The sequence below is a fragment of the Sphingosinicella sp. SM1-17 genome (assembly GCF_056821765.1).
The window spans coordinates 2,832,016-2,858,104 of sequence record NZ_JBPDIO010000001.1 but is presented as its reverse complement, the minus strand read 5'-3'; the positions used below and the strand labels follow the sequence as shown (position 1 = coordinate 2,858,104).

The following is a 26,089-nucleotide window of genomic DNA, read 5'->3' as shown; positions in this document are numbered from 1 at the left end:
CTTCCGATCCACGGATGCGCGGCTATAAGGCGCGCGCGTCCGCGCTGCTGGGGCGTCGCCAAGTGGTAAGGCACCGGTTTTTGGTACCGGCATTCGCAGGTTCGAATCCTGCCGCCCCAGCCAATTCACAACGAAGTGCCTGGATTTGCTGGCTTCACCTCGTGAAGGTTCGAATCCGGCGCATCGATTGGGCCGCGGCGAGCCGGGAGAAGTCGGCGCATGGCATCCATCTAACACGTCTATCGGCGCGGCCGCACTTCTTGGTTGCGCGAGTTTCCGCCTGTCCGATGGCCAGATCCTTGACCTGCTGACTGAAGTCGAAGTGCACCGCTGTTCGCACAGCGTCAAAAGTCGATCTCTGCGCTCATTCCGCTCGCTTTCCAAGCACGGCAGATTGCAGTGTCCAACGTGACATCGGAATCGGCTGGCGCGCTCAGAGTCGTGCTCGGCTCCATCATCCGCCCAAATGGGATTATTTGGGACGTCGGCTAGCACCCTATTTTCCTCGCAGCTGTGGGCGCACAAGGCCCGTCCGTTCTCCCCGCGATCGAATGATGGCATGTTCAGATTCCTGGGTGAGGCTCGAACGAGCCAATCCGACGGTGCTCCAACTAAGGCAGGTACCGGTGCATGACATGCAAACCCACCAGACCCTGTTCCGGGTGGTTGAACGCCTTGGGTACGGTCCCGACGACGGCGAAGCCGAGCTCGGTCCACAAATTCACAGCCGCTCGATTGACCTCGACGACCGCGTTGAACTGGATCCCGAGGAAGCCCTGCTGGCGGGCCCAGGCCAGCACATAGCGACCAAGGGCCCGCCCGACGCCTCGGCGTCTCGCAGCGGCTGCCACCATGAAGCTGGCCGTGGCGACATGGGCGCCCGGGCCTTCGCGGTTGCGCCCCATCTTGGCGGAGCCAACCACTCCATGGTCGCCGTCCACCGCTACGACCGTCAGTCCCGGCGGCGCCTCAATCCACATTGCCCGGGCGCGATCCTCCGTCAGATCAGGGTCGATCGCGAAGGTCTCGCCGGCCGCCGCCACGTTGTGGACGATCGGCCAGATCGACGGCCAGTCGCTCGGCTCGGCCGGCCTGATGGTCAGTTTCACGGGCACCTCGCTGCACGTCGAGCTCCCCACGGGACCCGTTCCCCAGCCTAGGCGAACGTCGACGGACGAAGCGTCACTCTGCGGCTTCTTGGGGCGGCATCACGGCGTCCGGGTTCATCCACGCGATTTCGAGGACGTGACCGTCGGGATCCTCCACGCTCCTGTTATAAAGGAACCCCATGTCGATAGGGTCGCGAAGGTCGCCGCGGCCGCCGGCTGCCACGGCCGCGGCAATGGTGGAGTCGACCGCGTCGCGGGCATCGAGTGAGAGGCAGATGAGCACCTGGCAGGATTGACGGGCGTCCGGAATGTCCTTGGCGATGAAGGTGCTGAAATAGTCTCGTGCAAGAAGCTGGAAGGTAATCGCTTCCGACCAGACCATCGACGAGGCCTGCTCGTTGCTGAACTGCGCGTTCTTGCGGCAGCCGATCGCCTCGTAGAAGCGCGTCGAGACGGCCAGATCGGCGACCGGAAGGTTGATGAAGATCATTCTCGGCATTTCTTTACTCCATGCTCTGATGGGGGATGGTCCAGATCGGATCATCGCCCTCTGTGAGAGGATCGCGTCCGCGCCCGCGGCGCTTGAGGACGGCTCCGGTGGGCGGGCGCCTGTCAGAAGAACCCTGGTGGCATTTGCGGCGTGACGTCGTCCAGAAAGGGCAGTGCGAAGGCAACGATCGCCTCGGCCTCCGCCATCACCCCGATATGGGAGGCGCCGGGCAGCACGAGGAGCCTCGCCGGAGGCGGCGCGGCAAGGAAACCCTGGGCGGCCGTCGCCGCGGCTCCGCCACCGCGCATGCGGAACAGCTCCACCGCATGCTCGGGTGTGATGACGTCATAGTCGCCCATCACGATCATCGTCTTGTGCGCCAGGGCCCGGATCGCTCCTTCCCAGTCGTACGGCGTCGCGTCGAGGACCTTGAGCTTGCGGACCAGGAGCGGGAAATCCTGGGGTCTCGGCGCCAGGCGATCATATTCCCGGCGGATCGGCGTGTTCTCGAACACAGAAGGTTCGATGGCGGCGATGCCGGCGAGCACCTCCGGATAGAGAGCGTTTAGACGGCTGCTGGCGGAAACCGTGATGAGCTTGCCGACCCTCTCCGGATGACGGATGGCCAGCTGCATCGCGGCCGAGCCGCCCATCGAGTAGCCGAACACGTCGGCCGTCCCGACGCCGGCTGAGTCGAGGACGGCAGCGGCATCGTCCGCCAGGGCCTCGTAGGTGATCGGGCCGGGCGCATCACCGGTTCGGCCATGGCCGCGCTGATCGAAGACGATGACCGGACGGGTTCGTGCGAAACGCTCGACGAACGCGGCCATGGCGTTGGCGGACATATAGGCGCCGTGCAGAACGAGGATCGGCATTGTCCCGGATCCCAGATCGCCATGTACCTGATAGGCGATCGCCAGGTCCCCTGACCGCGCGATCGCCGAACGCACGGTCGCAGCGGGGGTCCCGGCCGGTGCCCCCCCATTCTGAGCGAAGATCGGCGCCGGAGTGGCGAGGCCGGTGGCGGCAAGGACAACGCAGAGCATCAGTCGTCTGATCATTGGCGGAACTCCCTTCTCGGGCCTCACATGCAGAGGCTGGCGCCGGATTGCGATAACCTCTGGGGTAATCGGGCGGTCGATCCCGGACCGCGCGTGATCGTGGCGTGCTGATGGCCGCCGAGGGCAGGGCGGTTTCCACGCTCACGCGTCCGAAACTGCTTCCACTGGCCGACGGTACGGATCAGGTCCGTCAGGCGAACTCCACCAGGCCGTAGCGTCTCGCACGCACGACGGCCTGGCCGAAATCCGTCGCTCCCAGAGCGGTGCAGGCGCGGGCAAGGATTTTGTCGACCTCATCGACCCGCTTGCCGTGGCGCTCGGCGATCCATTCCAGGTCGCGTCCCGCCGCCGCCCAACGCAGGCAATCAGAATCGAGCTCGCCGAGGCCCAGACGCGGCGAGGAGGGCCTGTCCGGCACGCGGGCACGCTCCAGATGCTCCAGCAAGGCGGTCGCGATCAATCTGGCTTCGATCGCCGTGCGGGGATTGGACACATCGACCTGCTCTCCCATCGCGGAAAGCGCGTGGATGCGCCGGTCCGGTAGCCGGATCGGCAACACGAACCCGGTTCGCACCCCATGCTCCGCCGCTTCTCCGAGTATCTGCTTTTCACGGGAAGTCAGGCGCGGTCTGGTGCGCAGGACGTCCTCCCAGAAGAAAGGGCGCCGCCAGGTGGCTGCAGCTCGCGTGAAGGGACAGTCGCCGTGATAACCCTGCTGGCGGAAATGGGCGATCCAGCAAAGGAGCCCATGGCTGGTATTGCCGAGCCGGACGTCCGCCGCGCTGCCGTCGGACTGCCTGATCGTTCCGGTGAGGAAATGGGTGAGTCCACGCTTCGCCAGAGCAACGGAGGCAATCTCGGCCGCGGTATCTTCATGGGCTGCATCCTGGATCTCGAGGAGCGTGTCGACCAGGTCGGGCCCGGTGTGACGTCGCCATCCCGCAGCCGTCATCGCATCACGGCTGAATGCGCCGGGACCGTGCGGCGCGTAGCCGGCGGCGAGGAGGAGTTCGTCAACCGGTCCCGGAGGAGGGCCCAGCGCCTCGGCGAGCTTCATCACCATCGTCCGGCTCGGCGAGGCGCGGCCGGTCTCGAGGAAGCTGACGTGCCGGGCCGAGACGTCGGCACGCAGCGCCAGCTCCATCTGCGAAACGCCGCGGTGTGCGCGCCATCGCGCCAGTGCTCGGCCGAAGGGTGTCCGGCCATCCGACCTGTCGTCGATCGTTTGCATCTTCGCTTGCTATGGTGCTGACGAGAGGGGTGCGCTGACGGGCGGTCGATTACCTGCGGGGTAGCGAAAGCGGCACCGAGGCGTATGCTCCTCTCGCACCGCCGGACTTCAGGCGCGGGCTACGATTCGACCAGCGCGGCGACGACACGTCCCCGATGCCTGTCCGGCCAGCAGGAAACAGCCTGTTACATCGGCACGGCGGCATCTCCAGTCCTTCGGTCACGCGCAGGATCATCGCGCGACCCGGGCGGCCACGACCGGTCTCCAGGAGGCTGAGACGCCCTGCGGAGATCGCCACTTCCGGCGCCAGATCCTTCTGGCTCATCCGGCGCTTCAGGCGCCGGGCCTGCAGCTGCCTGCCCGCTTCGTTACATGCTCTCGCCATGTCGCACCTCCGGTGCCGCCACTATCCCGCCTGGAGTGGGAGCGCGATTACGTGCCGGGTAATCGACCGCGCCGTGCGGGCTTGCGATGCAATGGAGGCCAAAGAAGGAGTGCCGTGATGACCAGAGCCGATCATTCCGTTCGCCGCGTCCTCGCCTTCGACGCTCTCACGTGCCTGCTCTCCGGCTTGGTGATGAGCCTTGGAGCATCGTCCCTCGCCGGGCCGCTTGGTCTGCCTTCGGCCCTGATCCTGCTTGCCGGTCTCGCCTTGCTCGGCGTTGCTGCCCTGTTCTGGTGGATGTCGCGAACGTCTCGTCTGGGCACGGGGCTCGTGCTGGTCGCGGTCGTCGGCAATGTCGGCTGGGTCCTGGCGAGTGTCGGGGTGCTGTTCCTGACCCGGCCGACCCTTCTGGGAACGCTCTTCATTCTCGCGCAGGCTCTGGTGGTCGCTGCTCTCGCACTGGCGGAGTATCGGCACATGCCCGGGCATTCAAAAGCCCAAGCAGCCGCCTGACCGCTCCCGAACAAGAGGTCGTGCCGACGGCTCTTTGCGACAGTGACAGGATTGCTCAAGGGCACGCCCGGCGGTTGGAACTCGGCGCCGGCGGCAAGGGGAACCGGTTGCCGATACTCGAGGGATGAGCCGGAAGCGATTTCCCAAGCCGGCAAGCTCGGTTTCGATCGACTTCCACCTCGATTGAGGAGAAAGCCATGTCTGCACCCCACCAGGCGCCAGGACCACGCACACGCTGGTCCGTTGAGGGATTTTCCTATTTCTGGTCCACGCTCAGGGATCCCGCCGTCGTGGCAGACGTGGTCTGGCCGGACGTGCGGGGCCACTGGCCCTGCGCGACTGCACCACTCGTCGGGCGCGAGGCCTATGTCCGGGGCATCGCCAACTTTCTCGCTGCCTTTCCCTTCTTCTCGGCCAGGGTGACGGAACACGCCCGCGACGGGGATGTCGCCTTCGTTCGCTGGATCGTGGAGGGTGCGCCGCCGGTGGGGGCGGGGACGATCACCGGCGTCGATCGGCTGATCCTGCGGGAGGGATATGTCCAGGAGAACCATATCCACTCCGACCATCCCGTCTTTCGATTTCTTGCGGAGCGCCGCTTGCTCGGATGAGCCTTGTCCGCCCGCCTCCTCCGGGGACTTCCCGATCTTCGGGCGTGGCTCGGCGGAGGGCGGCCCAGCGCCTGCGGGACGACTAGGGTGTCTCGGCCGATCAGGGGGCGGGGGTCACCTGGGCGTAGACCAGGCGCCAGCGGCCGTCCCGCCAGAGCCAGTGGTCCGCGAACCGGTGGCGATCGAGGAAGGGTTCACCATCGATCGACCCCCGTAAGCTGTTCGTGGCAGTGAGAAGGGCCGCATTCCCTTCGAGGATCCACTGGACTTCGCTCGGCCGGAACGGCTCGATCCTGATCGATGGCGCGGTGAGGGCGGCGATGAAGGCCGATTTGTCGCCCTTGGCGCCGCTGCCGCGGATCCACACGAAATCCTCGGCGATGAGTGACTCCAGTGTGGCCCTGTCCTTCGCGGAGATCGCCGAATCGAGCGCGGCGGCTGCCTGCTCGTAACCTCCAGGCGTGGCCGCGCTTCCGGAGGTCTGGCCAGTCTCCAGCTGACACGCCCCCAGCAGGAGCGTCAGCGCCAAAATCGCTCTCCTTGGCGGCATTCGTGCTGTCTCCTGCCTGTGGTGAGCAACGCATAGCCGGCGGCTGGGGCGCGGCAATTACCTGCTGGATAATCGACGTCGGCTTCAGTTCGCCGCAACAAGGCGTCGTCCATGGAGGAACTTCGGCGGGAATGGAGCGACGAGACCTTTTCAGACTTGCCACGGGCGCTACGGCAGGCGGGTGCTCTGCACGGATTGCCTCTGACCATGCCGCGCGGCTCAATGGGATCTCATCGCGTTCACCGGCGGGCTGAGGGGTAGCTGTGCAACTGGTGCGAGTGGCCGATCCAAGCCGGTGAGACATGCGGATGACCTTCGAAGTCCGTGCTGAAGGGTTGGCGTCATCGGAGTATTCGGCGCAGGTTCTGGTCGACCGCGAAGGCGTTGTCCTTTTCTGGAGCGAGGACTCGGCTCGGATATTCGGATTCTACGCCGCAGAGGTAACGGGCCGCTCGGTCGACTTCATCATCCCGCCCAAGTATCGCGACCGGCATTGGCGCGGTTTTCGGGGCGCCATGGAGCGAACCGGCGTGGATCGGCCGCAGTCGGCCGGCAATATTCCAGTCCTGCATGCAGACGGCACGGTCAAGGTCCACCCGTTCCGGCAGATCCTGCTTTGCGATGCCTTCGGCCGTTCGACCGGTGCGTGGGTCGCGTTCTCGGCCGCGCTACCGAATGCATCCGAGAAGGACCTCCCACCCATCTTCAAGGATGCGTTCGATTGAACGATCCCCGGCCTGGGAAGTCATACGCCACAAAGTCTCCTGCAGCGATCCGGCCGTATCAGGTGGACCTTGGGACCCTTGGTTAAGGCGTGACTGGACGAAGCTTGCTGTGGACTGTCCGGACCGGGCACTGACGACACATTCAAGCCTGCCCGTTCCGGACGGGTCTCTCAATCGGTAGCAAGCCAGCCTCACGCGCGAGACGGATGAGCCCGGCTGGGGGCTGTTTAGGTGCCGCGAATGCGGCGATCGATCTTTCGCAGGAAGATTTTCTCAACCGCAGCGCCCTGCGGCATCATCCGCCGGAGCGCTTCTCCGGGAGTGATCTGCACGACCGGATCGCAGTCAGGCGCAGCGGAGTTGGGGAAGCCAGCTGAGAGTCGACCGGATCTTCTGATCTTCAATCAGCCCAGAGTGTCAGCGCTTCTTCCACGACCAGCTCGGGACGCTCCTCCGGGAAGAACAATCTTGCAGACGACACAAACCGGACTCCGCGGGACCCGGGAATTGTCCGGTCCAGCCAGACCGCCAACTCCTCCGGGAAAAAGTCCTGGTCGCGCGCCCAGACCATTCGGGCCGGACGGAGGAATTGCCTAAGCTGCGCTGCGATGGAAGGAAGCGGGTTCGGAATCATCTCGATCGCGTACCGGCGAGCCTGAACGCGGCGCTCCGGCGATGAGGCTAGCGGCCGGAGATATGTCTCGAGCACCTCGTCCGTCAGGGCTGCTGCGGGATCTTCGAACGTCACGCCCAAGCCTTCTCCGGAACGGGCCCAGCCGGAATCGACCAGGTGCCGCGCGAACCATTCGTCGGCCTCGCCGCTGCGACACATTTCGATGAACGGCATCAGCAGGGGCGGTGGACAATAGTCCTCGACATCCCCGTTGGTGAGCAGGAGGCTGCGCACGCGTCCGGGATGGCTTGCGGCGAGGAGCTGCGCGATTCCGGTGCCACTGTCGTTTGCGACGAGATCGGCGTCGCCAATCCCCAGCTCGTCCATGAACGCCACCACCATTCTGGCCTGCGCCTCCGGTGAGAGGGGCGTTCCGTCTGGGACCTCGCTATAGCCGAGTCCCATCAGGTCCGGCGCGATGCAACGGCGGCTCGCACACAGGCGGGCCATGACCCCGCGCCACTGGAATCCGTTCAGCGGATATCCGTGCAGGAAAATCGCGACGGGGCCGAAACCTCGCTCGACATAAGCAATGCGGCCTGTCGGCAGGTCGGCGAACCTGCGGGCGGCGTGGAATTCGGCGGCGCCCCAGATGGAGACGCCGTCATTCTCCCCCGGGTCGCCATCGTAGCCGAGGGGACGAAAGGATGACGAGGCCGGGCTGCTGCCGGTGGGTTCGGATTCGCTCATGCCCTCTTCCTGCATGTTGCCCCGATCGGCTTCAATTACGCCCCAGGTAGGGGCGACCGAACACTGCACGCTCGGCGGACAGGGAGGCGCTCGGTGCGCTAGTGGCCCTCTTTGGTTTGGCGATAGGCAGACGGGATGTGACGAGGAGTTCCAGGCCCGCCCTCTACCGGTGGAAAGCGGGACAATTCGGCCCGGTTCAGGAGAACTCCGCAATGACCTGTCAGGTAGTTGCCGAGGCGCCGCCAGCTCGGCACCAGAGCCGCGACGGCTGTTTGCACGATGGATCACGCACGTCGAGCGCTCCGCGCTGTGCTGCCGTCTTGGTCGCCGCGAGGCGGATGGCGCTTCATCAGAAGGCATCCTGCGGTTGGGATGGCCAGGACGAATGCATCGTGGAGGCAAGGACCTGTTTGGATGCCCATATCGATTGGATGCTTGATCGCCAGCCTGCTCGCATCCGCCTCGCCCGCCGAGGCTAGCTCGCGAACGGGCTTCGACATTCACGTCCATCTCCACGCGGGAGAGGACTCGCTTCGGCGCTACGAGGCGCAGCTGCGGGCGGCGGGGCAGGAGGTTTCCGGCGTCGGCGTCATTTGGTTCGGCGGTCCCAACCAGGCACGCCACGGGCAGACGGGCGTGATCCGGGCTGCGAACGATGCCATCATCGCGCTGGCTGACCGGCGAGCCGGTCTGCATCCTGCCGCGACGGTGCATCCCTATGATGGCGAGGATGCGCTCGAGGAGCTGCGGCGCGTTGCCGGTCTTGGCGTGAGGCTGCTGAAGATCCATCCCCACACGCAGATTTTCGACGCCGGCGATCCCCGTGTTCTGGAGTTGGTGCGTCTTGCTGGAGAGCTCGACGTGATCGTGATGATGGACAATGCCGGCATTCTGCCGGGCGACAGCGAACGTCTCTTCAACCTGGCGCTGCATTCTCCTGGCACGACATTCATTTTCACTCACATGGGCGGGATGAATTTCCGGCTTTGGAACATCCTCAAGGCGGCACGGACCGCGGACGGGCTGTTCGGCGAGAACATCTATTTCGACATCTCGGCGACGGTGAATCTCGTCGCCGGATCGCCGCTTGCCGAGGAGTTCGTCTGGACAGTCCGCAATGTGGGCATCGACCATGTGCTACTCGGTTCCGATTATCCTCAGTATACGTTCGCCGAAGCTTCCGAGGCGCTTGAGCAGCTCAGCCTGACCGATGAGGAGAAGAGGAGGATCAGGTTCGAGAATGCGCACAGGCTTCTCGGCGGCGGCGGGCGCTGAGCCGCCCAATTCGTTTCCGGCCTCTCGACGCTTATTTGCCAATCCGGCGAATCAGGCGTCCCCACTTGCCAATCCCGGGAAGGTAGGCACGGGCCTGCATGGCACTGCGTTAACGGCTTCCCGCAGCAAATCCTGGATATCCGACCGCTTCGCGGCAATGTCGACGGATGACATCCGGATCCGGTGCTCCCAAGCAAGTTGAGCGTGAGACAGATTGGAAGCTCTTGCTGGTCCAACACGCGGAAGCTGCTGCAGATCGCCCTGCAACCACTGCTGGCCCGTCTCGTTTCTCCTCGTGATGGCTACAGCACTCGTCCGAAAGAGTACGGCGTCGGTGTTTCGTCGAGGCAGACTGCGGGACGAATGGGCGGTGGACGGACTGCGATGAACCCGCGTGGCTCTCCAACTCGAGAGTGGCGGCTTCCGTGACGGCCCTCCACCTTGAGCATTGTCGTACGCTTTTCCTCAGCGAGCGTTCGCGCCGGGAGACTATCCGGGGCAGCATCAGCACACCCGTCGCCGCGATCTCCTTCGCGGTGTTCGCGTTGAGCAATCTGGCTCTCGAGCTCGAAGTCGACCGCTGGCGGGAAGCTGCGACCCTCCCGATCATGGTGCTCGGCCTTGCCGCCATCGCCGCCCTGTTCGCGTCGGCCTGGCACGTCGTCATGTCGGAATGGCTGTTCGTCTACCATGAACCGCCGCGCCTGGAAGGCCTGGTCGAAGTGCAGGAGGGAGCGAAGGACGCCGAGGAAGCGGAAGCAAGGCTTCGTGCCGTGCTGACTGCGAGCTACGCGGTCGCCTACGAGCAATATCTTCGAGGCAATGCGACCAGCGCGCGCCACCGGACGTGGGCGCTCAGGCTGATCCTTCTGTCCTTGCTGCTTCAGGCGGTCGCCTTCGCGATCCTGCCGTTCCACAAGGCCGGCAGCTGACCCATGCGCTGGCTGGACCGGCTCTTCACACGGCGGCGCCACCTTCCCAGCTTCGCCGATCTTGGCCCCGGCGTGCGTCGGCGACTGGCGGGTGCCTGTATGGAGCTAACGGACGCCGAGGATCAGGTGGCGGCGCGGCTCGGCCTTGAATCGCCGCCGCGCCTGCTGCTCGTCGACGAGGAAACGGCCGTCATCCTTGGGGCCGTTGACCGGGCGCAGGTCGTGCTGAACGCGGCAAGTTCAGCCGCCAAATCCTAAGCGGCGGGCCCGCCGGGGGCCGACGGCCTGGGAACTGGCGCTGGGTGCGGCTTCCGCCTTCCGGGGCACGAATCGCGAACTTCAGCTGAGCCGGGCTTGGGTCCGGGGCGGGGGGACCGCCAGGTTACCGATTGAGCTCAGCCTCGCCGGCCAGCCTTATGGGTATCCGGCTCGGCGGCGGACCAGCGGTCCCAGCCCAGCATTGCGCCTCGAGCGACCGCCTCTAGCGCGGCGCGGTCGGCACCGTCCCGGGCGAGCACCGACATTCCGGTTTGGACGCTGAGGTAAAAGGCGGCTGCGTCGTCGACAGGGAAGGTGGCAGGCAACTCGCCCTCATCAACCGCCCTTGCAAGTCGGGTGCTGATCTCACGGAGATTCTCGCGGCGGCGAGCTCTCAACTCGGAATAAGCAGCATTGGCTTCGTCAAGGGCGAATTGCGCTCCGAGGACGACGAGACAACCGGGCGGGTCGCCCGGTCTCGAATAGGCGATGGCCGTTTCAAGGAGGAACCGCTCGATCGCCTCGCGAGCCGTCGGCGCTTCTTCGAGCGCGCTCCATATTCTGTTTCCCTGGCAGCGGACATAATGTTCCACCGCCTCCCGGAACAGCTCATCCTTGCTTCCAAAAGCGGCATACAGACTGGGCGCATTGATCCCCATCGCCTCCGTCAGCTCGGCAAGCGAGGCGCCGCCATAGCCCTTTTCCCAGAACAGACGCATCGCCCGATCGAGGGCTTTCGTCCGGTCGAAACTCCGGGGTCGTCCGCGTTCAGCCATGAACCCGCTCCTTTTGTAGCGGACACTATATATTTTCCTTGACCCGAACCGCAACTCATCTCCATATATGTATCGATCACTACAGAATGGAGATGAACATGACACGCTTGAATGGAAGACGCGCCCTCGTGACCGGCGGAAGCCGCGGCATCGGCGCCGCCATTGCTCGTCGGCTCGCGGCCGAAGGCGCGGATGTCGCGATCACCTATGCCTCGTCGGCCATGGCGGCGGATCGACTGGCTGAAGAGATCGAGCGGGCTGGACGAAAGGCGCTGGCGATCGGCGCCGACAATCGCGAGGCGCACGCCATCCAGTCCGCCGTTGAAACCGCAGCGGGTGCGTTCGGCGGGATCGACATCCTCGTGAACAATGCCGGCATATTCGTCGGCGCTCCGGTCGACTCCCTCCGTCTTGAGGACTTCGACTCGGTCATGGCGGTAAATCTGCGTGCGGCCTTCGTAGCGGTGCAAGCGGTTCTGCCGCACATGGGCGAGGGGGGACGGATCATCGCGATCGGCAGCAATCTCGCGCTTCAGGCGCCCCATGAGGGGCTTGCCGCTTATTCGGCGAGCAAGGCGGGTCTCGCGATGATGGGGCAGGCGCTGGCGCGGGACGTCGCGCCTCGCGGGATAACCGTGAATACGGTCCATCCCGGTTCGACGGACACCGACATGAATCCGGCCGACGGCGAGCAGGCTGGCGCTCAGGTGGCCCGGACCGCCTTCAAGCGCTACGGCACGCCGGCCGATATTGCCGCTGCGGTGGCCTATCTCGCATCGCCCGAGGCCGGAGCGATCACCGGGACGGCGATACTCGTGGACAATGGCGCGAACGCATGAAGCGGGCCTGGGCCGCCTTGCTGGGGTTCGGTGCCGCGCTCGTCGTCGGTGCCGAGTTCATCGTCATCGGCCTCGCGCCGGCAATGGCGGCCGAGCTCGACCTTTCGCCATCGAAACTGGGTTGGCTTGTCACATTGTTCGCGCTGGCTTCCGCCTTGATCGGGCCTCTGCTGGTTGCCGCCACGACGCGCTTCCGACCTGGGCCGGTATTGGCCACTTCTCTTCTGCCCTTCGCTGCGAACCTGCTCCTGCTTCCGTTTCCGACCTTCGCGGTCGCCGCAGCCCTTCGCCTGCTCCAGGGCGCGGCGCTGCCTCTGTTCATGAGCCTCGCCGCGGCTCGACTCGCGTCGACCTTCGGTGCTGGCAAGGGCGTGGCGCTCCTCTACGTTGGAGTGACGATCGGTGGGACGATTGCACCGCCGGTCGGCACCTCTTCAGCGGAGCGCTTGGGCTGGAGCGTGCCGATGGCGGCCATCGGTCTCCTCGCCCTCGCGGCAGGCGCAGGCTGTTTGCTGATAGGCGGCCGCGGCAATGCAGCGGAACAGCGAGTATCGCTCGAGCGGCTCGCCGCACCGATCATACGCTCACACCTGCTGCTTTCCGCCTTGCTGTTCGCAACGATGTTCAGTGGCTTCAGCTATGTCGGCCTTCTCCTGCACCGTACCGGTCTCGGATCGGACGCCGTCACGCTGGCCTTGCTCGGTTTCGGGATCGCCGGACTGGGCGGCAACGTGCTGGCCGGCCTGCTCGCGAAGTGGCTCCTGCCGGCTACTCAGGGCGTCCTGCTCGCCGTCGCGGGGTCGGCCGCCTGGCTGGCTGTCGCCGAGCCGCTCGGGGCAGCGGCGATCGGAGCGGCGATGCTGGTCTGGGGCATCGCCCATTCGGCGGGCTTCGTCCTCAGTCAGGTGCGGTTTATGGCCGCGATGCCCGAGGCTCCGAGGCTTGCCGGATCCCTCAACATCTCGGCTGCAAACATCGGCATCGCCCTTGGCAGTTTTGCCGGCGGCCAGGCGCTCGAACTGGGTGGTCTCATCGGCCTAGCGAGCACGACTGCACTGCTTGCGCTGCTCTCGATGGGGTCGGTGCGACGGATCGGGTCCACTGGGCAGGCCTCGTGACCTTATGCGGATCGGCTGGATGTTAAGGATGCATTTGCCCTCGGGTTCCGATCCAGGGCAGTGGCGCGCGGGAGGCGCTTCAGGGTGCTGGTTAGCAGTTCGGCCGGGCCAATCGCAAACGCTCGGGCTTGCGCATGAGAGAGCGGAGCAGTTCCGGCGCTGCCTCGTCACGCCACCCGCTCAGTCGGGTCAGGCCGAGCTCGAAACCTTCGAGCGTAGCCCGGTCGGGCAAGCGCCCCACCCAGACGAATACGGGTTCGTCTTCGCGCACCGGAAGTCGCGGGAAATTGTTGGGCCCGGGGTGGCTTTCCAGGCAAGCGACAGTCTCCGCTCCAAGGTCCAGAAACGGCGGGAGCAGCGCCCGCTCGAAGAAATCAGCGAAGACTTCGGGCGTCACACCGCGGAGACCATAGATGATGACCGAGAGCGGGCCCGGGTCGTCAGCGGCGAGAGCCGAAAGATCGATCCCGCCGCGGGGACGAAGAAGCAGAACATTGTCGGAGTCGCGCATCGTCGAATTAGCGGCTTCGCGATGCTGGCGCCAAGCAGGTCCACCGTAGAACTGGGCGAGGGACCTCTCCCGCGCAGCCATGTCGCAAAAGCCCCTGAACCAGACGAACCGGTCCGGATCGTCGAGGTCGACAAAGGTTCCCAGAACACGTGCGCCGACGGTTTCCTGGGGGGTGACGAACTCCCCGTGGAAAAGCTGGATCAGCTTGTCCCGCTGCCCTTTGAACAAAGTATACTGGCGTAGCTCGATCACTTGCACATCGCTCATGTTTCGATCCTTTCGAGCGCGTGGTTCCTCCCCCGCGGGCGCGATCGATCGCGCAGGGGTGGGTCCGGCGGCCGCTTCAGTTGCCGGTCCGGCGGAAGGTCATGACCCAATTGGTTTCCCAGGTGGCGCCCGCGTCGGGCGAGAAGGCTTGCTCCCAGCGCGCGGAATCGGCCGAGATGTCGGACCATATGAAGCGGACCCGAATGGGACGGCCGTTCAGCTGGTCATCGGCAAGGAAGGTGCCCACGCCGTCCCGGAATCCGCCCACGACCGGCGGGTCCAGCGGGTGGCGCGGGTCCAGCCACCAGATCCACCATTGGCCGGTCTCGGGATCCCGTCGACGATAGGTATCGGCATGATAGCTTTGGTTGGGGTCGTCCAGGAAATTGTCGTCGACATTCGCCGACCCGCCAAGCAACTCCCAGGCTCGACAGGTCCCGCCGAACTCGATCCACTGGTTCGAGCCGGTGAGACGTGAAGCCAGTTTGCGGTGCTGGACCTCCCAACTTCCTGTTAGGAAAGCGAAATCGCTCGGAGCAGACTCTATCGAGGTCACGCGCGACCCTCCCTTGTAAACTCCATTATCCAGTTGGTTTCCCAGCTTGACCCCGAATTGGGCGAGAAAGCCTGGGTCCAGCGAGCCGCTTCGAGACCGTAGAGCTGATAAGTGGTGCGGACGCGGATCGGCCGGCCGTTCAGCTCGTCGTCCCCGTAGAAGGTGCCGAGCCCGTCGAGGAACCGGCCGACGACGGGTTTATCGAGGCCGCCGAAGCGGCCGTCGGCCCAGTAGATCGACCACTCGTCCCGGCGTCGGTCGAAGGTTCGGATGGAATTGGCTCGATAGCGACCGTACGGGTCGTCGAGCACATTCTCGTCGATATTTCCGAGGCCGCCGAGGATCGGCCAGACCTCAAGGGTGCCCGGAAATTCGTACCAGTCGGCGCTTCCGACGAGTCGATCGCGGAGCTTCCGGTGTAAGACAGACCATCGGCCGTGAAGAAAATCGAAATCCCGTTCGCCGGCGGAACCCTCTGACCCGCTCATGACGGCTCCCGCCGGTGCTGGAAACAAGGGAACAACGGGGAGGACGCTGAGGAGCGAGAGGAGCTCCCGTCTGGCAAATGATCGTCGCGCTTCTGGCACATGGTCGCTCCGGATTGAATGGACAGAAACGGACGATAGCGAGCATTAGCTGACATCCTCTGTCAGCATTCCGAAGGTAGGAGAAAAATGTGCGTGCCAGCCGGCTCCTTTCGATCCTTCTGATGCTTCAATCGCGAGGCCGGATGACGGCTGCGGATCTTGCCGAGCAGCTGGAGGTCTCCAAGCGCACGATCTATCGGGACATTGATGAGCTCAGCGCCGCCGGTGTGCCGGTTTATGCTGATCGCGGCCCCAGCGGCGGATTTGCGCTTGTCGACGGGTTTCGGACCAGCCTCACCGGTCTGACCACCGCGGAGACGGAGGCCCTGCTGCTCGCGGGCGTTCCCGCGGCGGCCGCCGACCTTGGTCTCGCCACAACTGCTCTGGCCGCACGCCTGAAGCTGCTGGCGGCGATGCCGGCGGCGACCCGGGAGGGCGCCCAGATCGTTGCCGATCGATTTCATCTGGACCCATCCGACTGGTACAGCCGCCCCCGTCCTCCGGAACATCTTCAGGTCATCGCCGGGGCGGTGTGGGAAAGCCGCCGGCTCGAGCTGAACTACGAGAGCTGGAGCCGCACCCGGCTTCGGACGGTCGAGCCCCTCGGGGTCGTGATGAAGGGCGGACGCTGGTACCTGTTGGCCGGGTCGGGAAAGGGGGTCGCGATCTATCGGCTCGACAAGGTCCGCGAAGCCGCCATGCTCGACGAAAGCTTCGAGCGTCCGAAGGATTTCGATCTGCAGCGGACATGGAGCGAGTCGGTCGAGGGTTTCGAAGCGAGCCTCAGGCGTGGAACCGCGGTGCTCAGGGTAGCAAAGTCCTGCATGGACCGGCTGGACCGGCTGGGGGCGGACATGGCGGAAAGCCTGCGCTCGGCCGAGCCCGACCCGCAGGGATGGCGCGAGGCGTCGGTCCCGATCGAGACGATCGAGCATGCGGCCGGCCTTTTGCTCGGGTTTTCGGATGAGATCGAAGTTCTGGAGCCGAAGGAGCTGCGTGAGGAACTGCTGCAACGCGCCCGACGGGTCGAAGCCCTGTACGAGTCTGGTCCGTCATGATCTTCTTGGCTCAGGCGAAAGGGGAGGCGGCCAACCGCTTCGGTAGCGACGCAGCGACCAAGCAGTCGCCGCTTCCAGTCTGATTTTTCTACCTGACCCAAAGAGGCGTCGCTCCCGCAGGCGATTTGTCTGTCCCTTGAGAGCAAGGCAGCCGGAAGGGGTCCTTTGGTAACGAACGTCGGTGGGACCGGCGACGGGACTTTGACGCCCGGTCCGGACCAACTGTCCAACATCAATCCCGTTCGTGGTTGAAGCGAAATCCTGATCGAAATGAACCGTCTTGCTCTTGAGGGGCCGAATGAATCTCCCCCCGAACTCAGCTCCGTGCCATGGGCACCGTCCATGAGCGTCAGGAGCCGTGATTTCGATGCGATCGTCCTCGGCGCCGGCGGCGCCGGTCTGATGTGCGCCGGCGTCGCCGGCCAGCGGGGCCGCCGGATATTGGTGATCGATCATTCGGATCGGCCGGGGAAGAAGATCCTCATTTCGGGCGGCGGGCGCTGCAATTTCACCAACCTGCACTGCGCGCCCGATCGCTTCCTTTCGGCCAATTCCCATTTCGCCAAGTCGGCGTTGAGGCGCTATCGCCCCGAGGATTTCCTCGCGCTCGTCGAAAGCTACGGCATTGCCTGGCACGAAAAGACTCTCGGCCAGCTCTTCTGCGACGGATCGGCACGGGAGATTGTCGGGCTGCTGACGGCGGAATGCGCCAAGGGGCAGGTGCGCCTTTCGCTCGGCAAGCCGATCAACGAAGTCAGCCATGGTGATGGACGCTTCACGGTCCGCTTCGGCGAGGACGTGGCGATGGCGCCCGCTTTGGTAATCGCGACCGGCGGTCCCTCGATTCCGAAAATGGGGGCGACCGGCTTCGCCTACGATCTGGCGCGCCAGTTCGGCCTGAAGATCGTCGAGCCGCGGCCGGCCCTGGTGCCGCTGACCCTCAGCGGCGAAGAAAGGCTGTTTCGGGAGCTTTCCGGCGTTTCGGCGGAGGTCGTCGCCCGGGCCGGCAAGGCGGCTTTCCGGGAGGCGGCCTTGTTCACCCACCGCGGCCTTTCAGGGCCCGCCATCCTTCAGGTCTCATCCTACTGGCGCCACGGACAAGAGGTCGCGATCGACTTCCTTCCCGATCAGCCTGCCGGCTGGGCCGTGGCCGCGAAGCGAGCGCGCCCGAGGACTCATTTCCACACCTTGCTTGGTGAGCTGCTCCCCGGGAGACTGGCCGAGACCCTTGCCCGAAAGATCGGCCTGTGGAGCGAACTCGCCAACCTTGCCGACGAGCGGCTTCGACTGGCGGAAGCGAAGCTCGCCGATTGGCGCTTCCGGCCGGAGGGCACCGAAGGTTTCGCAAAGGCGGAGGTCACGGCCGGAGGGATCTCGACCGACAATCTTTCCTCGCAAACGATGGAGGCCCGCCGAGTGCCGGGCCTTTATGCGATCGGTGAAGCCGTGGACGTCACCGGCTGGCTCGGCGGCTACAATTTCCAGTGGGCCTGGTCCAGCGGCTGGGCGGCCGCACAAGCCTTGTGACTCGCTGCTCTTGTGGTCCGGCCCGCGACCCCCATTTGGACAGGATATGACATTCGAAACTCTTCCGCCGCTTCTCGGAGAAGCGCTCGCTGAACGCGGCTATGATCGCCCGACCCCGGTCCAGGCCGCAATTCTCGAGGCCGGCGCCGAAGGCCGCGACCTCATCGTGTCCGCTCAGACCGGTTCCGGCAAGACCGTGGCCTTCGGCCTGGCCATGGCCTCGCAGTTGCTCGAGCCCGACGGCAGTTTCGCCCCGACGCCGAGGCCCCGCGCCCTGGTGATCGCGCCAACCCGTGAACTGGCGCTCCAGGTCAGCCGCGAGCTCATCTGGCTCTACGGCAAGGCTGGGGCGCGAATTGCCACCTGTGTGGGAGGAATGGATCCGTCGCGGGAGCGGCGCAGCCTTGCGCACGGCGCCGATATCGTCGTCGGCACGCCGGGCCGCCTTCGCGACCATCTGGAGCGGGGCGCTCTCGATCTTGGCGAGCTCAAGGCGGTGGTCCTCGACGAGGCCGACGAGATGCTCGACATGGGCTTCCGCGAGGATCTGGAGGAGATACTCGACGCAACGCCTTCGGTCCGGCGAACCTTGCTTTTCTCCGCGACGATGCCGAGGCCGATACTCGCACTTGCCCGTCGCTATCAGAGCGACGCCTTGCAGATCTCGACGATCGGGGAGGAGCGGGGGCATGGCGATATCGCCTACCAGGCGATGGCGGTAGCGCCGGCCGACATCGAACATGCCGTCGTCAACCTGCTTCGGTTGCACGAGGCGGAGTCGGCACTTCTCTTCTGTGCGACTCGCGACAATGTCCGCCGGCTCCATTCCAGCCTGACCGAGCGGGGGTTCAGCGTGGTTGCCCTGTCGGGTGAGCACAGCCAGAATGAGCGCAATCAGGCGCTTCAGGCGCTTCGCGATGGCCGGGCAAGGGTCCTGGTCGCGACCGACGTCGCGGCTCGGGGGATCGATCTTCCCAGTCTCAGCCTCGTCGTCCACGTCGAGCTCCCGCGCGACGCGGAGACCCTGCAGCACCGCTCCGGCCGCACCGGACGTGCAGGCAAGAAGGGCATTGCCGTCCTCGTCGTTCCCTATCCGCGCCGGAAGCGCGTGGAGTCGATGCTTCGCGGCGCGCGAATCGCCGCCGACTGGATCCAGCCGCCGACACCGGAACAGATCGCCCGGGCCGATCGCGAGCGGCTGCTTTCCACCTTGCTCGCCCCGGTCGAGATCGATGACGAGGATCTCGGACTGGGCCGCCAGCTCCTCGAACAGAAGAGCCCCGAAGAGATTGCCGCGGCGCTGGTCCGGACCCATCGCTCGCGGCTTCCGGCGGCCGAAGAGCTGACCGACGCGGGGGCCGCACCGCGCGAACGGTCGGACGGTCCACGTCCTGGGTTCGAGCAGACCGTCTGGTTCCGGATGGACGTCGGCCGGCGGGACAATGCCGACCCGCGATGGATCCTGCCCTTGCTCTGCCGCCGCGGACACATCACCAAGAACGAGATCGGAGCGATCCGGATCACCGCGGGCGAGACCCTGTTCGAGGTCCGAAGCGCCGTTGCCGGCAAATTTGCGGCGGCGCTGAAACGGACCGCCGGAAGCGATTCCGAGGGCGAGGGCGGCATCAGGATCGAAGCGGCGGAGGGCAATCCACGCCATCGGGCGCGCGAGCAGCGACGGGGCGGGCCGCCGTCACCGCGTCACCAGCCCAAGCCGTTCCGCAAGGGTTCCGGACCGCGCCGCTCGCGCGGCTGATCCGGCGCCCGGCGCAGCGCGTTCAGAGGAGGGTGACTCCTGCCGACGGTCGAATGACGAGCACCTGGGCGGATTCGCCGGTGGGTGATCGATAATCGGCCGCGATCGCCTCCCGTACCGCTTGTTCGCGATCCTCTGGGCCGACGACGACGATGCAGCCACCGAAGCCGCCGCCCGTCATGCGTGCGCCGCCTTGCTCCCCGACCGCCTTCTGGGCGATGCCGACGAGCTGGTCGATGGCGGGGACGGTGATCTCGAAATCCTCACGCATCGACCTGTGCGACTCCGCCATCAACATCCGGAGCTGGCGCAGGTCACCGGAGGCGAGCGCCGACGCTGCGGCGAGGGTTCGGGCATTCTCGGAAACGACATGGCGGGCGCGGGCGAAGCTGACCGGATCAAGCCCCCCCCGTCCGGCTTCGAGCGTGGCGCTGTCGAGATCACGCAGCGCCGGTACGCCATAATGTCTGGAAGCGACCTCGCACTGGCGGCGTCGCTCGTTATAGGCGCTGTCGACGAGGCCACGCTGGACTCGCGAGTCGGCGACCATGACCATGATCCCCGAAGCGATCGGCACTGATCTGCAGTCGAGCGAGCGGCAGTCGATCAGCAGAGCCGCCCCGGCCTCGGCCCGCGCGGATACGAGCTGGTCCATGATCCCGCACGCGCAGCCGGCGAACTCATGTTCGGCACGCTGGCCGATCAGCGCCAGCTCGTCGAGGCTTCGCTCGAGGCCCCACATTTCGGCCAGAGCGCGTCCGGTAGCGATTTCGAGCGAGGCGGAGGAGGACAGGCCGCCTCCCTGCGGAACGTTGCCGGCGACGGCGATGTCGGCGCCGCGAGCCGGTCCGCCCAGCAGCGAGGCGACTCCCCGGATATAGTTGGACCAGGGTCGCGAGGCACTGGGGACTATCGTCTCGAGATCGAACCTGTCCTCCTCTTCCAGGTCTGCGGCGAACAAGCGAAGCTGCGAATCTTCGCGTGGACGAGCGGCCACGATCGTGCCCCGATCGATGGCGCAGGGCAGAACGAAGCCGTCATTATAGTCGGTATGCTCGCCGATCAGATTCACCCGACCGGGGGCATAGGTCATCAGCGTCGGAGATCCGCCGAAGCGGCCGGCGAAGGCCTCCAGGATCCGATCGACAAGACGAGCAGGGACGCTCATGACCGGCTCCGATAATGGACGTTGCCGACCGCGCGAAGCCGTTCTGCCGCCTGTTCCGGGGTGAGGTCGCGCTGCGCTTCGGCGAGCATTTCGAACCCGACCATGAACTTTCTTACCGTCGCGGAGCGGAGCAGCGGCGGGTAGAAATGGGCATGAAGCTGCCAACCTTCGGCGTCGCCGTCGAACGGCGCACCATGCCAACCCATCGAATAGGGAAAGCTCGTTTCGAACAGATTGTCGTAACGGATGGTCAGTTCGCGAATGGCGGCTGCCAGGCTGTCGCGCTGCGCTGAACCGAGATCCGGGAGCCGGGCGACCGAGAATCGCGGCAACAGAAGCGCTTCGAAAGGCCAGGCCGCCCAGAAGGGGACGACGGCAAGCCAGTCGTCATTGGCAAGGACGAGTCGCTGGCCCAATGACAGTTCCCGTTCCGCAACTTCGATCAGCAGGGGTCGCCCGGTTCGGGCGAACCAGTCCCGCTGCAAGGCGTCTTCGCGCGCCGGCTCGTCGGGGACGAAGCCGGTGGCCCAGATCTGCCCGTGGGGGTGCGGATTGGAACATCCCATCGCGGCACCCTTGTTCTCGAACACCTGTACCCAGGGGTAGATCGCACCCAGTTCGGCGGTCTGTGCACACCAGGTGTCCACGACGGCTCGAACGGCCGCCTGCGGCAGCTCGGGCAGCGTGGCTCCATGATCGGGGGAGAAGCAGACGACGCGCATCTCTCCGGTGGCTTCCTCGGCGATGAACAGATCGTCGCTGGCGGGCGAGGCGCGTTCGCCGGTGAGGGCGGGGAAGTCGTTCGGAAAGACGTAGGTGCCGGGATAGTCGGGATTGCGTTCCCCGCTGGTCCGGAGATTGCCGGGGCAGAGATAGCAATGCGGATCGTAGGCAGGCGGAGGATCCCCGATCGCCTTCTCGACGGCGCCCTGCCAGGGACGTAAGGCGCGCTGGGGCGAAACCAGAACATGACTTCCGTTGAGCGGATTGAAGCGGCGATGCGGAACACTTTCTCCGCTGGACGAGGCGTTCATGGCGGCTCACTCCCGCGGGAGAGGGGACAGCGTCAACCCGGATTCAGCGGAGCAAAGTAAATTGCACGATGTAAAGTTCCAAAGCTATGCTGAGCGCATGAGCATTTCGCCAACTTCGAATATTTACCTCGGCGTGGGTGGATGGGACTTCGATCTCTGGCGCGGTACCTTTTACCCGGAGGGATTGCCAAAGACGAAGCAATTGGAATTTGCAGGTCAGAATCTGACGGCAACCGAGATCAACGCAACCTTTTACAAGCTGCAATCTCCGGAATTGTTCAAGCGGTGGGCTGATTCGGTACCTGAGGGTTTCAAGTTCGCGATCAAGGCCTCGCGATTCTGCACCAATCGCAAGAGGCTGGGAGACTCGGCCGAGGCGATCGGGAAGTTCTGCGCCCAGGGCTTCACCGAACTTGGCGAGAAGCTCGGGCCGATCCTTTGGCAGCTCGCACCGACCAAGCGGTTCGATCCTGAGGAGATCCGCGCCTTTCTCATGCTGCTGCCGACGAGACAGGACGGTGTCGCGCTGAAACATGCGCTCGAGGTCCGGCACGACAGTTTTCGAAGTCGCGAGTTCGTGGCGATGGCTCGCGCTGCTGGGGTCGCGATCGTCTATGCCGACAGCGACATCTATCCTGCCATTGCCGATCTCACGGCCGACTTCGTTTATGCGCGGCTGCAGCGGACTCGGGAGGAGGAGCCGGCGGGCTATTCGTCGGCCGAGCTCGATCGGTGGGCCGGCACAATCCGGACATGGGCCCGAGGCGAAAGCCCGGACGGTCTGGACTATGTCAGCGATGCCAGGGCGTCGGCCAACCCGCGCGACGTTTTCGCTTTCGTGATCAGCGGCGCAAAAATCCGCAATCCGGCAGCTGCCCAGGGCCTTATGGAGCGTCTGAAATGAACTTTTCCTCCTCGCGGGAAGCCGAGCCTGTGTTCGCAAGGCTCGGTATCCGCCCGGATTCCGGCGACCTGGCGTCGTTCTCTCCCATCGACGGGGAAGTGATCGGGCGAGTCGCTTCGAACGGCGCTGCCGATGTCGCCGCCGCGGTCGACCGGGCCCGACAAGCCTTCCTGAGCTGGCGCCTCGTTCCCGCGCCCAGGCGCGGGGAACTGGTCCGGCTGTTCGGCGAGGTTCTTCGCGAGGAGAAAGAGCCGCTGGCTCGACTGGTCAGTCTGGAAGCGGGGAAGATCCTTCAGGAGGGACTCGGTGAGGTGCAGGAGATGATCGACATCTGCGACTTCGCCGTCGGTCTGTCGCGGCAGCTCTACGGGCTGACCATCGCCACGGAGCGGCCCAGCCACCGGATGATGGAGACCTGGCATCCGCTCGGACCGGTGGCGGTCATCTCCGCTTTCAACTTTCCCGTCGCCGTCTGGGCCTGGAATGCCTGTCTTGCCTTCGTGTGCGGCGACACGGTGGTTTGGAAACCTTCCGAAAAGACGCCGCTGACGGCCATGGCCGTCGAGGCACTGTTCCAGCGGGCGCGGGAAAGGTTCGGCGAGGCTCCATCGGGCCTGCTCCAACTGGTCCAGGGCGGCCGCGAGACCGGGGAAGCCCTGGTGGACGATCCCCGCATTCCTCTCGTCTCCGCCACCGGATCGACCCGGATGGGACGCGACGTGGCGCCGCGTGTCGCGGCCCGCCTCGGACGAACCCTGCTCGAGCTCGGCGGCAACAATGGAATGGTCGTCACCTCGTCCGCCGACCTCGACCTGGCGGAAAGGGCCATCGCCTTCGCTGCGGCGGGAACGGCAGGGCAACGCTGCACGACCCTTCGACGACTGATCGTTCACGAAGCGATCTACGGACCTTTGATGGAACGACTGAAGCGGATCTGGTCAGGTCTGCCCATTGGCAATCCGCTGGAGCCCGGGATTCTGGTAGGACCGCTGATCGACGAAGCGGCGATTCTTGCGATGCAGGTCGCGCTCGATCAGGCACGCGCCCAGGGGGGAACGGTGCACGGCGGCGAAAGGCTGGAGGGATGCTATGTTCGCCCGGCGCTCGTCGAGATGCCGGACCAAACGGAGGTGGTACGCAGGGAAACCTTCGCTCCGATCCTGTTCGTTCTGCGTTATCGGACATTCGAGGAGGCTCTGGCACTTCACAACGACGTACCGCAGGGCCTCGCTTCCTCCATCTTCACCACCAACCTTCGGGAGGCGGAGCTTTTCCTGTCCGCCGCCGGCTCCGATTGCGGCATTGCCAACGTCAATATCGGTCCGTCCGGCGCCGAAATAGGCGGGGCTTTCGGCGGTGAGAAGGATAGCGGAGGCGGACGCGAAAGCGGCTCGGATGCATGGCGCGCTTATATGCGCCGAGCCACCAACACGATTAACTATGGACTGGAACTGCCCCTGGCCCAGGGCATCGAATTTTCCGTTCCGTCCTAGATGTCGGCCGTCAGGGAAAGGCTGTAGCGGCGCGGCAGATTGTAGTGGAAGCCTTCGCCGATATTGTTCCAGCCGTAATTGCCCATGATGTTTGCGACCTGCGCGCGAAGGGTCGCCGGTGCGTCTGCAATCCGGAAGCGGTAGCGCGTTCCCAGCGCAATGACATAGCGGGCGGGGATCGCGAATGTATTCAGCCGATCCGCGGTTCGATCGCTGGTGCTCTCATAGGCAAGGTCGACCGACAGACCGGGCGCGAAGGGCAATCTATAGTCCAAGGCGCCGTTGATGTAGCGTCCGAAGACTCCGACCGGGCGTGGCCCGACCAGACCCTGTTCCACCGCCTCGCCACTGAGTTCGGCATCCAGGAACATCACTCCGACCACAGCGGTCATGCCCGGCAACGGAGATCCCGCAAGCGACACTTCCGCGCCCCGGTGCCGGACCATCCCGAGCCGGCCGAAGACAAGATTGTTGTCCAGTCCGAAATACGGTTTGGTGACTTCGAACAATCCGGCGACGAGCCTCAGGTTTCGAGGCAGGACTAGCCGCACGCCGGCGTCCATCTGCTCGGTAAGGATCGCGGGCGGTGCTTCGTCGCGGTTGCGCGCCACGGTCGGGGCAACCGGGCTTTCCTCGAGCCCGCGTGCATAACCGGCATAGACGCTCAGCCAGTCGGTCGCGTGAACGGACGCGGTCGCGTTGAGCAGCCAGGGTTGAGCCGTGGAGACGGGGAGGGGGCCTGCGGGTGTTTCCACTTCCTTGCGGTAGTCCGTTCGTTGGAGGTTGACCGCCAGTTCCCCGACTTCCCGCCATCGCATTTCGTAGCCGATGCCGCCGGTGAACTGGCGGACCCGATCCGTCGTCTGGGGACCGATCGCCAGGTCCGGAGCATCGACCTCGACCGGCTCGTCGATCGGCCGGCGTCCCAGGGGAACCGAGAAGCCGCCACCATAACGCCGCTGCTGCTCGCGGCCGCGCAGCGCGAAATGGAGCGTGTGAAGGCGCGGTCCATCGGCGAAGCTGCGAGACGCCCGCATCTCACCCGAGGTGGATGCAAAGAGCCGATCCGCCTCAACCGAGATGAACCGATCGCCGACACCCGAACGATCCGTGTTGAGCGATAGCTCGGTAAAGGTTTTCTCCGGCGCGAAGCGCGATCGGAACAGCCCGCCGCGGATCGTCCATTCGCCTGCGCGAACGGTGCTCAGGAGGCCGCAATTCAGTCCTTCCGAGTCGCTTTCCGCCCAGGAGGGTCCATAGAAGCGCCGGCGCTCGATTTCGGGCGGAAGATAGGACCCGTTCATGAAGTAGATGGGCTGGGCCTGTGTTCCCTGCGATGAAAAATAGCTGACGAACGGAATCATTTCGACCCGGTCGTTCGGCCGCCACCTTGGAATCACCGCACCGCTGATGAAGGTGCGGGCGCCGCCATAATGAAGGTTCTCGCGCAGGATCGTCGCACCGGCCGCAATGCCGAGGGCGTCATTGATCGGAAGCTGCGCATCCGCTTCGGCGCGAAGACTGCCGAACGTGCCGTAGCTCAGCACCGTGCTAAGAACCGCTTCGTCGCCGGCCTTGCGCAGGCTGAAATCGGCGATTCCGGTGGGGGAGGAAAAGGGATAGCTCTGGGCGGCTATTCCGACGCGCATCGTCGTTCCGGAAATCAGACGCTGGTCGAGATCGGCCTGGAGGTCGAAATAGAGACCTTCGATCCGGACATTGCCCGCCTGGACCGGGCTGAATCCGCGAGCACTGTAGGGATTGTAGATGCCCACGCGTTCGTTGCCGACGCTGGTTCCGAAAGCATCGCCGGCCGAGGTCACGACATTCTCGTTGCTCCGTTGGGCCTCGGCTGGAGCGGCGGCGAGAAAGGCGGCAACGGCCGCGACCGAGACAGACGCTGACTTCATCATGACAACATTCCCCTCGAATGCGGGTCTTCTGTCGGCGGCGACGATCGTCATTCCTCCTTCGATGAAGCCCCGCCAAACT

The 26,089-nt window shown here is 65.1% G+C and carries 27 protein-coding genes and 1 tRNA gene; 14 read left to right on the top strand and 14 right to left on the bottom strand.

The features are described 5' to 3' along the window. Nucleotides 1-48 precede the first annotated feature (48 nt). Nucleotides 49-123: transfer RNA gene (locus tag ACRYLT_RS14295), tRNA-Gln, on the top strand. A 488-nt stretch (nt 124-611) separates the two neighbouring features. On the opposite strand, the gene ACRYLT_RS14290 is transcribed toward ACRYLT_RS14295, so the two are convergent. From ACRYLT_RS14290 to ACRYLT_RS14270, 5 genes are all read right to left on the bottom strand, one after another. Next, nucleotides 612-1,109 (bottom strand): GNAT family N-acetyltransferase, encoded by a 498-nt coding sequence (locus tag ACRYLT_RS14290; protein ID WP_482664754.1) that lies wholly within the window; start codon nt 1,107-1,109, stop codon nt 612-614. 73 nt (nt 1,110-1,182) lie between these two features. Then, nucleotides 1,183-1,608: a VOC family protein gene (locus tag ACRYLT_RS14285; protein WP_482664753.1), complete on the bottom strand. Its 426-nt coding sequence runs from the start codon at nt 1,606-1,608 to the stop codon at nt 1,183-1,185. Nucleotides 1,609-1,721: 113 nt separating this feature from the next. Next, complete coding sequence (locus tag ACRYLT_RS14280) at nt 1,722-2,660, bottom strand: alpha/beta fold hydrolase (RefSeq protein ID WP_482664752.1); 939 nt, start codon at nt 2,658-2,660, stop codon at nt 1,722-1,724. Nucleotides 2,661-2,850: 190 nt separating this feature from the next. Continuing rightward, nucleotides 2,851-3,891, bottom strand: coding sequence for an autoinducer binding domain-containing protein (locus tag ACRYLT_RS14275; protein ID WP_482664751.1), 1,041 nt, complete (start codon nt 3,889-3,891; stop codon nt 2,851-2,853). Between the two features lie 49 nt (nt 3,892-3,940). Next, entirely contained in the window at nt 3,941-4,276 is a 336-nt protein-coding gene (locus ACRYLT_RS14270; RefSeq protein ID WP_482664750.1) for a helix-turn-helix domain-containing protein, read from the bottom strand. A gap of 117 nt (nt 4,277-4,393) precedes the next feature. Here ACRYLT_RS14270 and ACRYLT_RS14265 point away from each other — a divergent pair, with 117 nt between their 5' ends. Continuing rightward, nucleotides 4,394-4,789 (top strand): hypothetical protein, encoded by a 396-nt coding sequence (locus ACRYLT_RS14265; protein ID WP_482664749.1) that lies wholly within the window; start codon nt 4,394-4,396, stop codon nt 4,787-4,789. 197 nt (nt 4,790-4,986) lie between these two features. Further along, nucleotides 4,987-5,400: a nuclear transport factor 2 family protein gene (locus tag ACRYLT_RS14260; RefSeq protein WP_482664748.1), complete on the top strand. Its 414-nt coding sequence runs from the start codon at nt 4,987-4,989 to the stop codon at nt 5,398-5,400. Between the two features lie 100 nt (nt 5,401-5,500). On the opposite strand, the gene ACRYLT_RS14255 is transcribed toward ACRYLT_RS14260, so the two are convergent. Beyond that, nucleotides 5,501-5,929, bottom strand: a complete 429-nt coding sequence (locus ACRYLT_RS14255; RefSeq protein ID WP_482664747.1) for a nuclear transport factor 2 family protein — start codon at nt 5,927-5,929, stop codon at nt 5,501-5,503. A 323-nt stretch (nt 5,930-6,252) separates the two neighbouring features. Between ACRYLT_RS14255 and ACRYLT_RS14250 the strand changes: the two genes are divergently transcribed. Next, the gene (locus ACRYLT_RS14250) at nt 6,253-6,675 is read left to right on the top strand and encodes a PAS domain S-box protein (protein ID WP_482664746.1); all 423 of its coding nucleotides are present in this window, start codon (nt 6,253-6,255) and stop codon (nt 6,673-6,675) included. Nucleotides 6,676-7,075: 400 nt separating this feature from the next. On the opposite strand, the gene ACRYLT_RS14245 is transcribed toward ACRYLT_RS14250, so the two are convergent. Then, entirely contained in the window at nt 7,076-8,038 is a 963-nt protein-coding gene (locus ACRYLT_RS14245; protein ID WP_482664745.1) for an alpha/beta fold hydrolase, read from the bottom strand. Between the two features lie 414 nt (nt 8,039-8,452). On the opposite strand from ACRYLT_RS14245, the gene ACRYLT_RS14240 reads away from it, so the two are divergent. The 3 genes from ACRYLT_RS14240 (at nt 8,453) to ACRYLT_RS14230 (ending at nt 10,503) form a co-directional block, all read left to right on the top strand. Further along, nucleotides 8,453-9,313 carry an amidohydrolase family protein gene (locus ACRYLT_RS14240; protein WP_482664744.1) on the top strand — a complete coding sequence of 287 codons (861 nt, stop codon included), beginning with the start codon at nt 8,453-8,455 and terminating at the stop codon, nt 9,311-9,313. A gap of 425 nt (nt 9,314-9,738) precedes the next feature. Continuing rightward, nucleotides 9,739-10,245 (top strand): hypothetical protein, encoded by a 507-nt coding sequence (locus ACRYLT_RS14235; protein ID WP_482664743.1) that lies wholly within the window; start codon nt 9,739-9,741, stop codon nt 10,243-10,245. A 3-nt stretch (nt 10,246-10,248) separates the two neighbouring features. Then, nucleotides 10,249-10,503: a hypothetical protein gene (locus ACRYLT_RS14230; RefSeq protein ID WP_482664742.1), complete on the top strand. Its 255-nt coding sequence runs from the start codon at nt 10,249-10,251 to the stop codon at nt 10,501-10,503. A gap of 137 nt (nt 10,504-10,640) precedes the next feature. Here ACRYLT_RS14230 and ACRYLT_RS14225 read toward each other — a convergent pair whose 3' ends face one another. Beyond that, on the bottom strand, nt 10,641-11,279 hold the full coding sequence (locus tag ACRYLT_RS14225; protein ID WP_482664741.1) for a TetR/AcrR family transcriptional regulator: 639 nt from the start codon (nt 11,277-11,279) through the stop codon (nt 10,641-10,643). Between the two features lie 98 nt (nt 11,280-11,377). On the opposite strand from ACRYLT_RS14225, the gene ACRYLT_RS14220 reads away from it, so the two are divergent. Together ACRYLT_RS14220 and ACRYLT_RS14215 are read left to right on the top strand one after the other, a co-directional pair. Further along, entirely contained in the window at nt 11,378-12,118 is a 741-nt protein-coding gene (locus ACRYLT_RS14220; protein ID WP_482664740.1) for a 3-oxoacyl-ACP reductase family protein, read from the top strand. Then, nucleotides 12,115-13,236, top strand: coding sequence for an MFS transporter (locus ACRYLT_RS14215; protein ID WP_482664739.1), 1,122 nt, complete (start codon nt 12,115-12,117; stop codon nt 13,234-13,236). The genes ACRYLT_RS14220 and ACRYLT_RS14215 overlap by 4 nt, the downstream gene beginning before the upstream one ends. 91 nt (nt 13,237-13,327) lie before the next feature. Here the strand turns inward: ACRYLT_RS14215 and ACRYLT_RS14210 are convergent, their stop codons facing one another. From ACRYLT_RS14210 to ACRYLT_RS14200, 3 genes are all read right to left on the bottom strand, one after another. Beyond that, nucleotides 13,328-14,014 (bottom strand): NIPSNAP family protein, encoded by a 687-nt coding sequence (locus ACRYLT_RS14210; RefSeq protein WP_482664738.1) that lies wholly within the window; start codon nt 14,012-14,014, stop codon nt 13,328-13,330. Nucleotides 14,015-14,090: 76 nt separating this feature from the next. Beyond that, a complete protein-coding gene (locus ACRYLT_RS14205) occupies nt 14,091-14,570 on the bottom strand; it encodes a DUF1579 domain-containing protein (protein WP_482664737.1) in 480 nt (159 codons plus the stop codon). Next, nucleotides 14,567-15,058: a DUF1579 domain-containing protein gene (locus ACRYLT_RS14200; protein ID WP_482664736.1), complete on the bottom strand. Its 492-nt coding sequence runs from the start codon at nt 15,056-15,058 to the stop codon at nt 14,567-14,569. The genes ACRYLT_RS14205 and ACRYLT_RS14200 overlap by 4 nt, the downstream gene beginning before the upstream one ends. A 188-nt stretch (nt 15,059-15,246) precedes the next feature. Between ACRYLT_RS14200 and ACRYLT_RS14195 the strand changes: the two genes are divergently transcribed. The 3 genes from ACRYLT_RS14195 (at nt 15,247) to ACRYLT_RS14185 (ending at nt 19,498) form a co-directional block, all read left to right on the top strand. Beyond that, nucleotides 15,247-16,215, top strand: coding sequence for a helix-turn-helix transcriptional regulator (locus ACRYLT_RS14195; protein WP_482664735.1), 969 nt, complete (start codon nt 15,247-15,249; stop codon nt 16,213-16,215). Between the two features lie 342 nt (nt 16,216-16,557). Continuing rightward, nucleotides 16,558-17,742 (top strand): BaiN/RdsA family NAD(P)/FAD-dependent oxidoreductase, encoded by a 1,185-nt coding sequence (locus tag ACRYLT_RS14190; RefSeq protein WP_482664734.1) that lies wholly within the window; start codon nt 16,558-16,560, stop codon nt 17,740-17,742. A gap of 46 nt (nt 17,743-17,788) precedes the next feature. Continuing rightward, nucleotides 17,789-19,498, top strand: a complete 1,710-nt coding sequence (locus ACRYLT_RS14185; RefSeq protein WP_482664733.1) for a DEAD/DEAH box helicase — start codon at nt 17,789-17,791, stop codon at nt 19,496-19,498. 22 nt (nt 19,499-19,520) lie between these two features. Here ACRYLT_RS14185 and galK read toward each other — a convergent pair whose 3' ends face one another. Further along, nucleotides 19,521-20,666 carry a galactokinase gene (gene galK, locus ACRYLT_RS14180; protein WP_482664732.1) on the bottom strand — a complete coding sequence of 382 codons (1,146 nt, stop codon included), beginning with the start codon at nt 20,664-20,666 and terminating at the stop codon, nt 19,521-19,523. Further along, nucleotides 20,663-21,700: a UDP-glucose--hexose-1-phosphate uridylyltransferase gene (locus ACRYLT_RS14175; protein WP_482664731.1), complete on the bottom strand. Its 1,038-nt coding sequence runs from the start codon at nt 21,698-21,700 to the stop codon at nt 20,663-20,665. Before ACRYLT_RS14175 ends, galK begins: the two co-directional genes overlap by 4 nt. Nucleotides 21,701-21,797: 97 nt before the next feature. Between ACRYLT_RS14175 and ACRYLT_RS14170 the strand changes: the two genes are divergently transcribed. Continuing rightward, complete coding sequence (locus ACRYLT_RS14170) at nt 21,798-22,604, top strand: DUF72 domain-containing protein (protein ID WP_482664730.1); 807 nt, start codon at nt 21,798-21,800, stop codon at nt 22,602-22,604. Then, nucleotides 22,601-24,097, top strand: coding sequence for an L-piperidine-6-carboxylate dehydrogenase (amaB, locus tag ACRYLT_RS14165; protein ID WP_482664729.1), 1,497 nt, complete (start codon nt 22,601-22,603; stop codon nt 24,095-24,097). The genes ACRYLT_RS14170 and amaB overlap by 4 nt, the downstream gene beginning before the upstream one ends. Here the strand turns inward: amaB and ACRYLT_RS14160 are convergent. Then, entirely contained in the window at nt 24,094-26,010 is a 1,917-nt protein-coding gene (locus ACRYLT_RS14160; RefSeq protein WP_482664728.1) for a TonB-dependent receptor domain-containing protein, read from the bottom strand. The two genes, amaB and ACRYLT_RS14160, sit on opposite strands and share 4 nt — an antisense overlap. Nucleotides 26,011-26,089 lie beyond the last annotated feature (79 nt).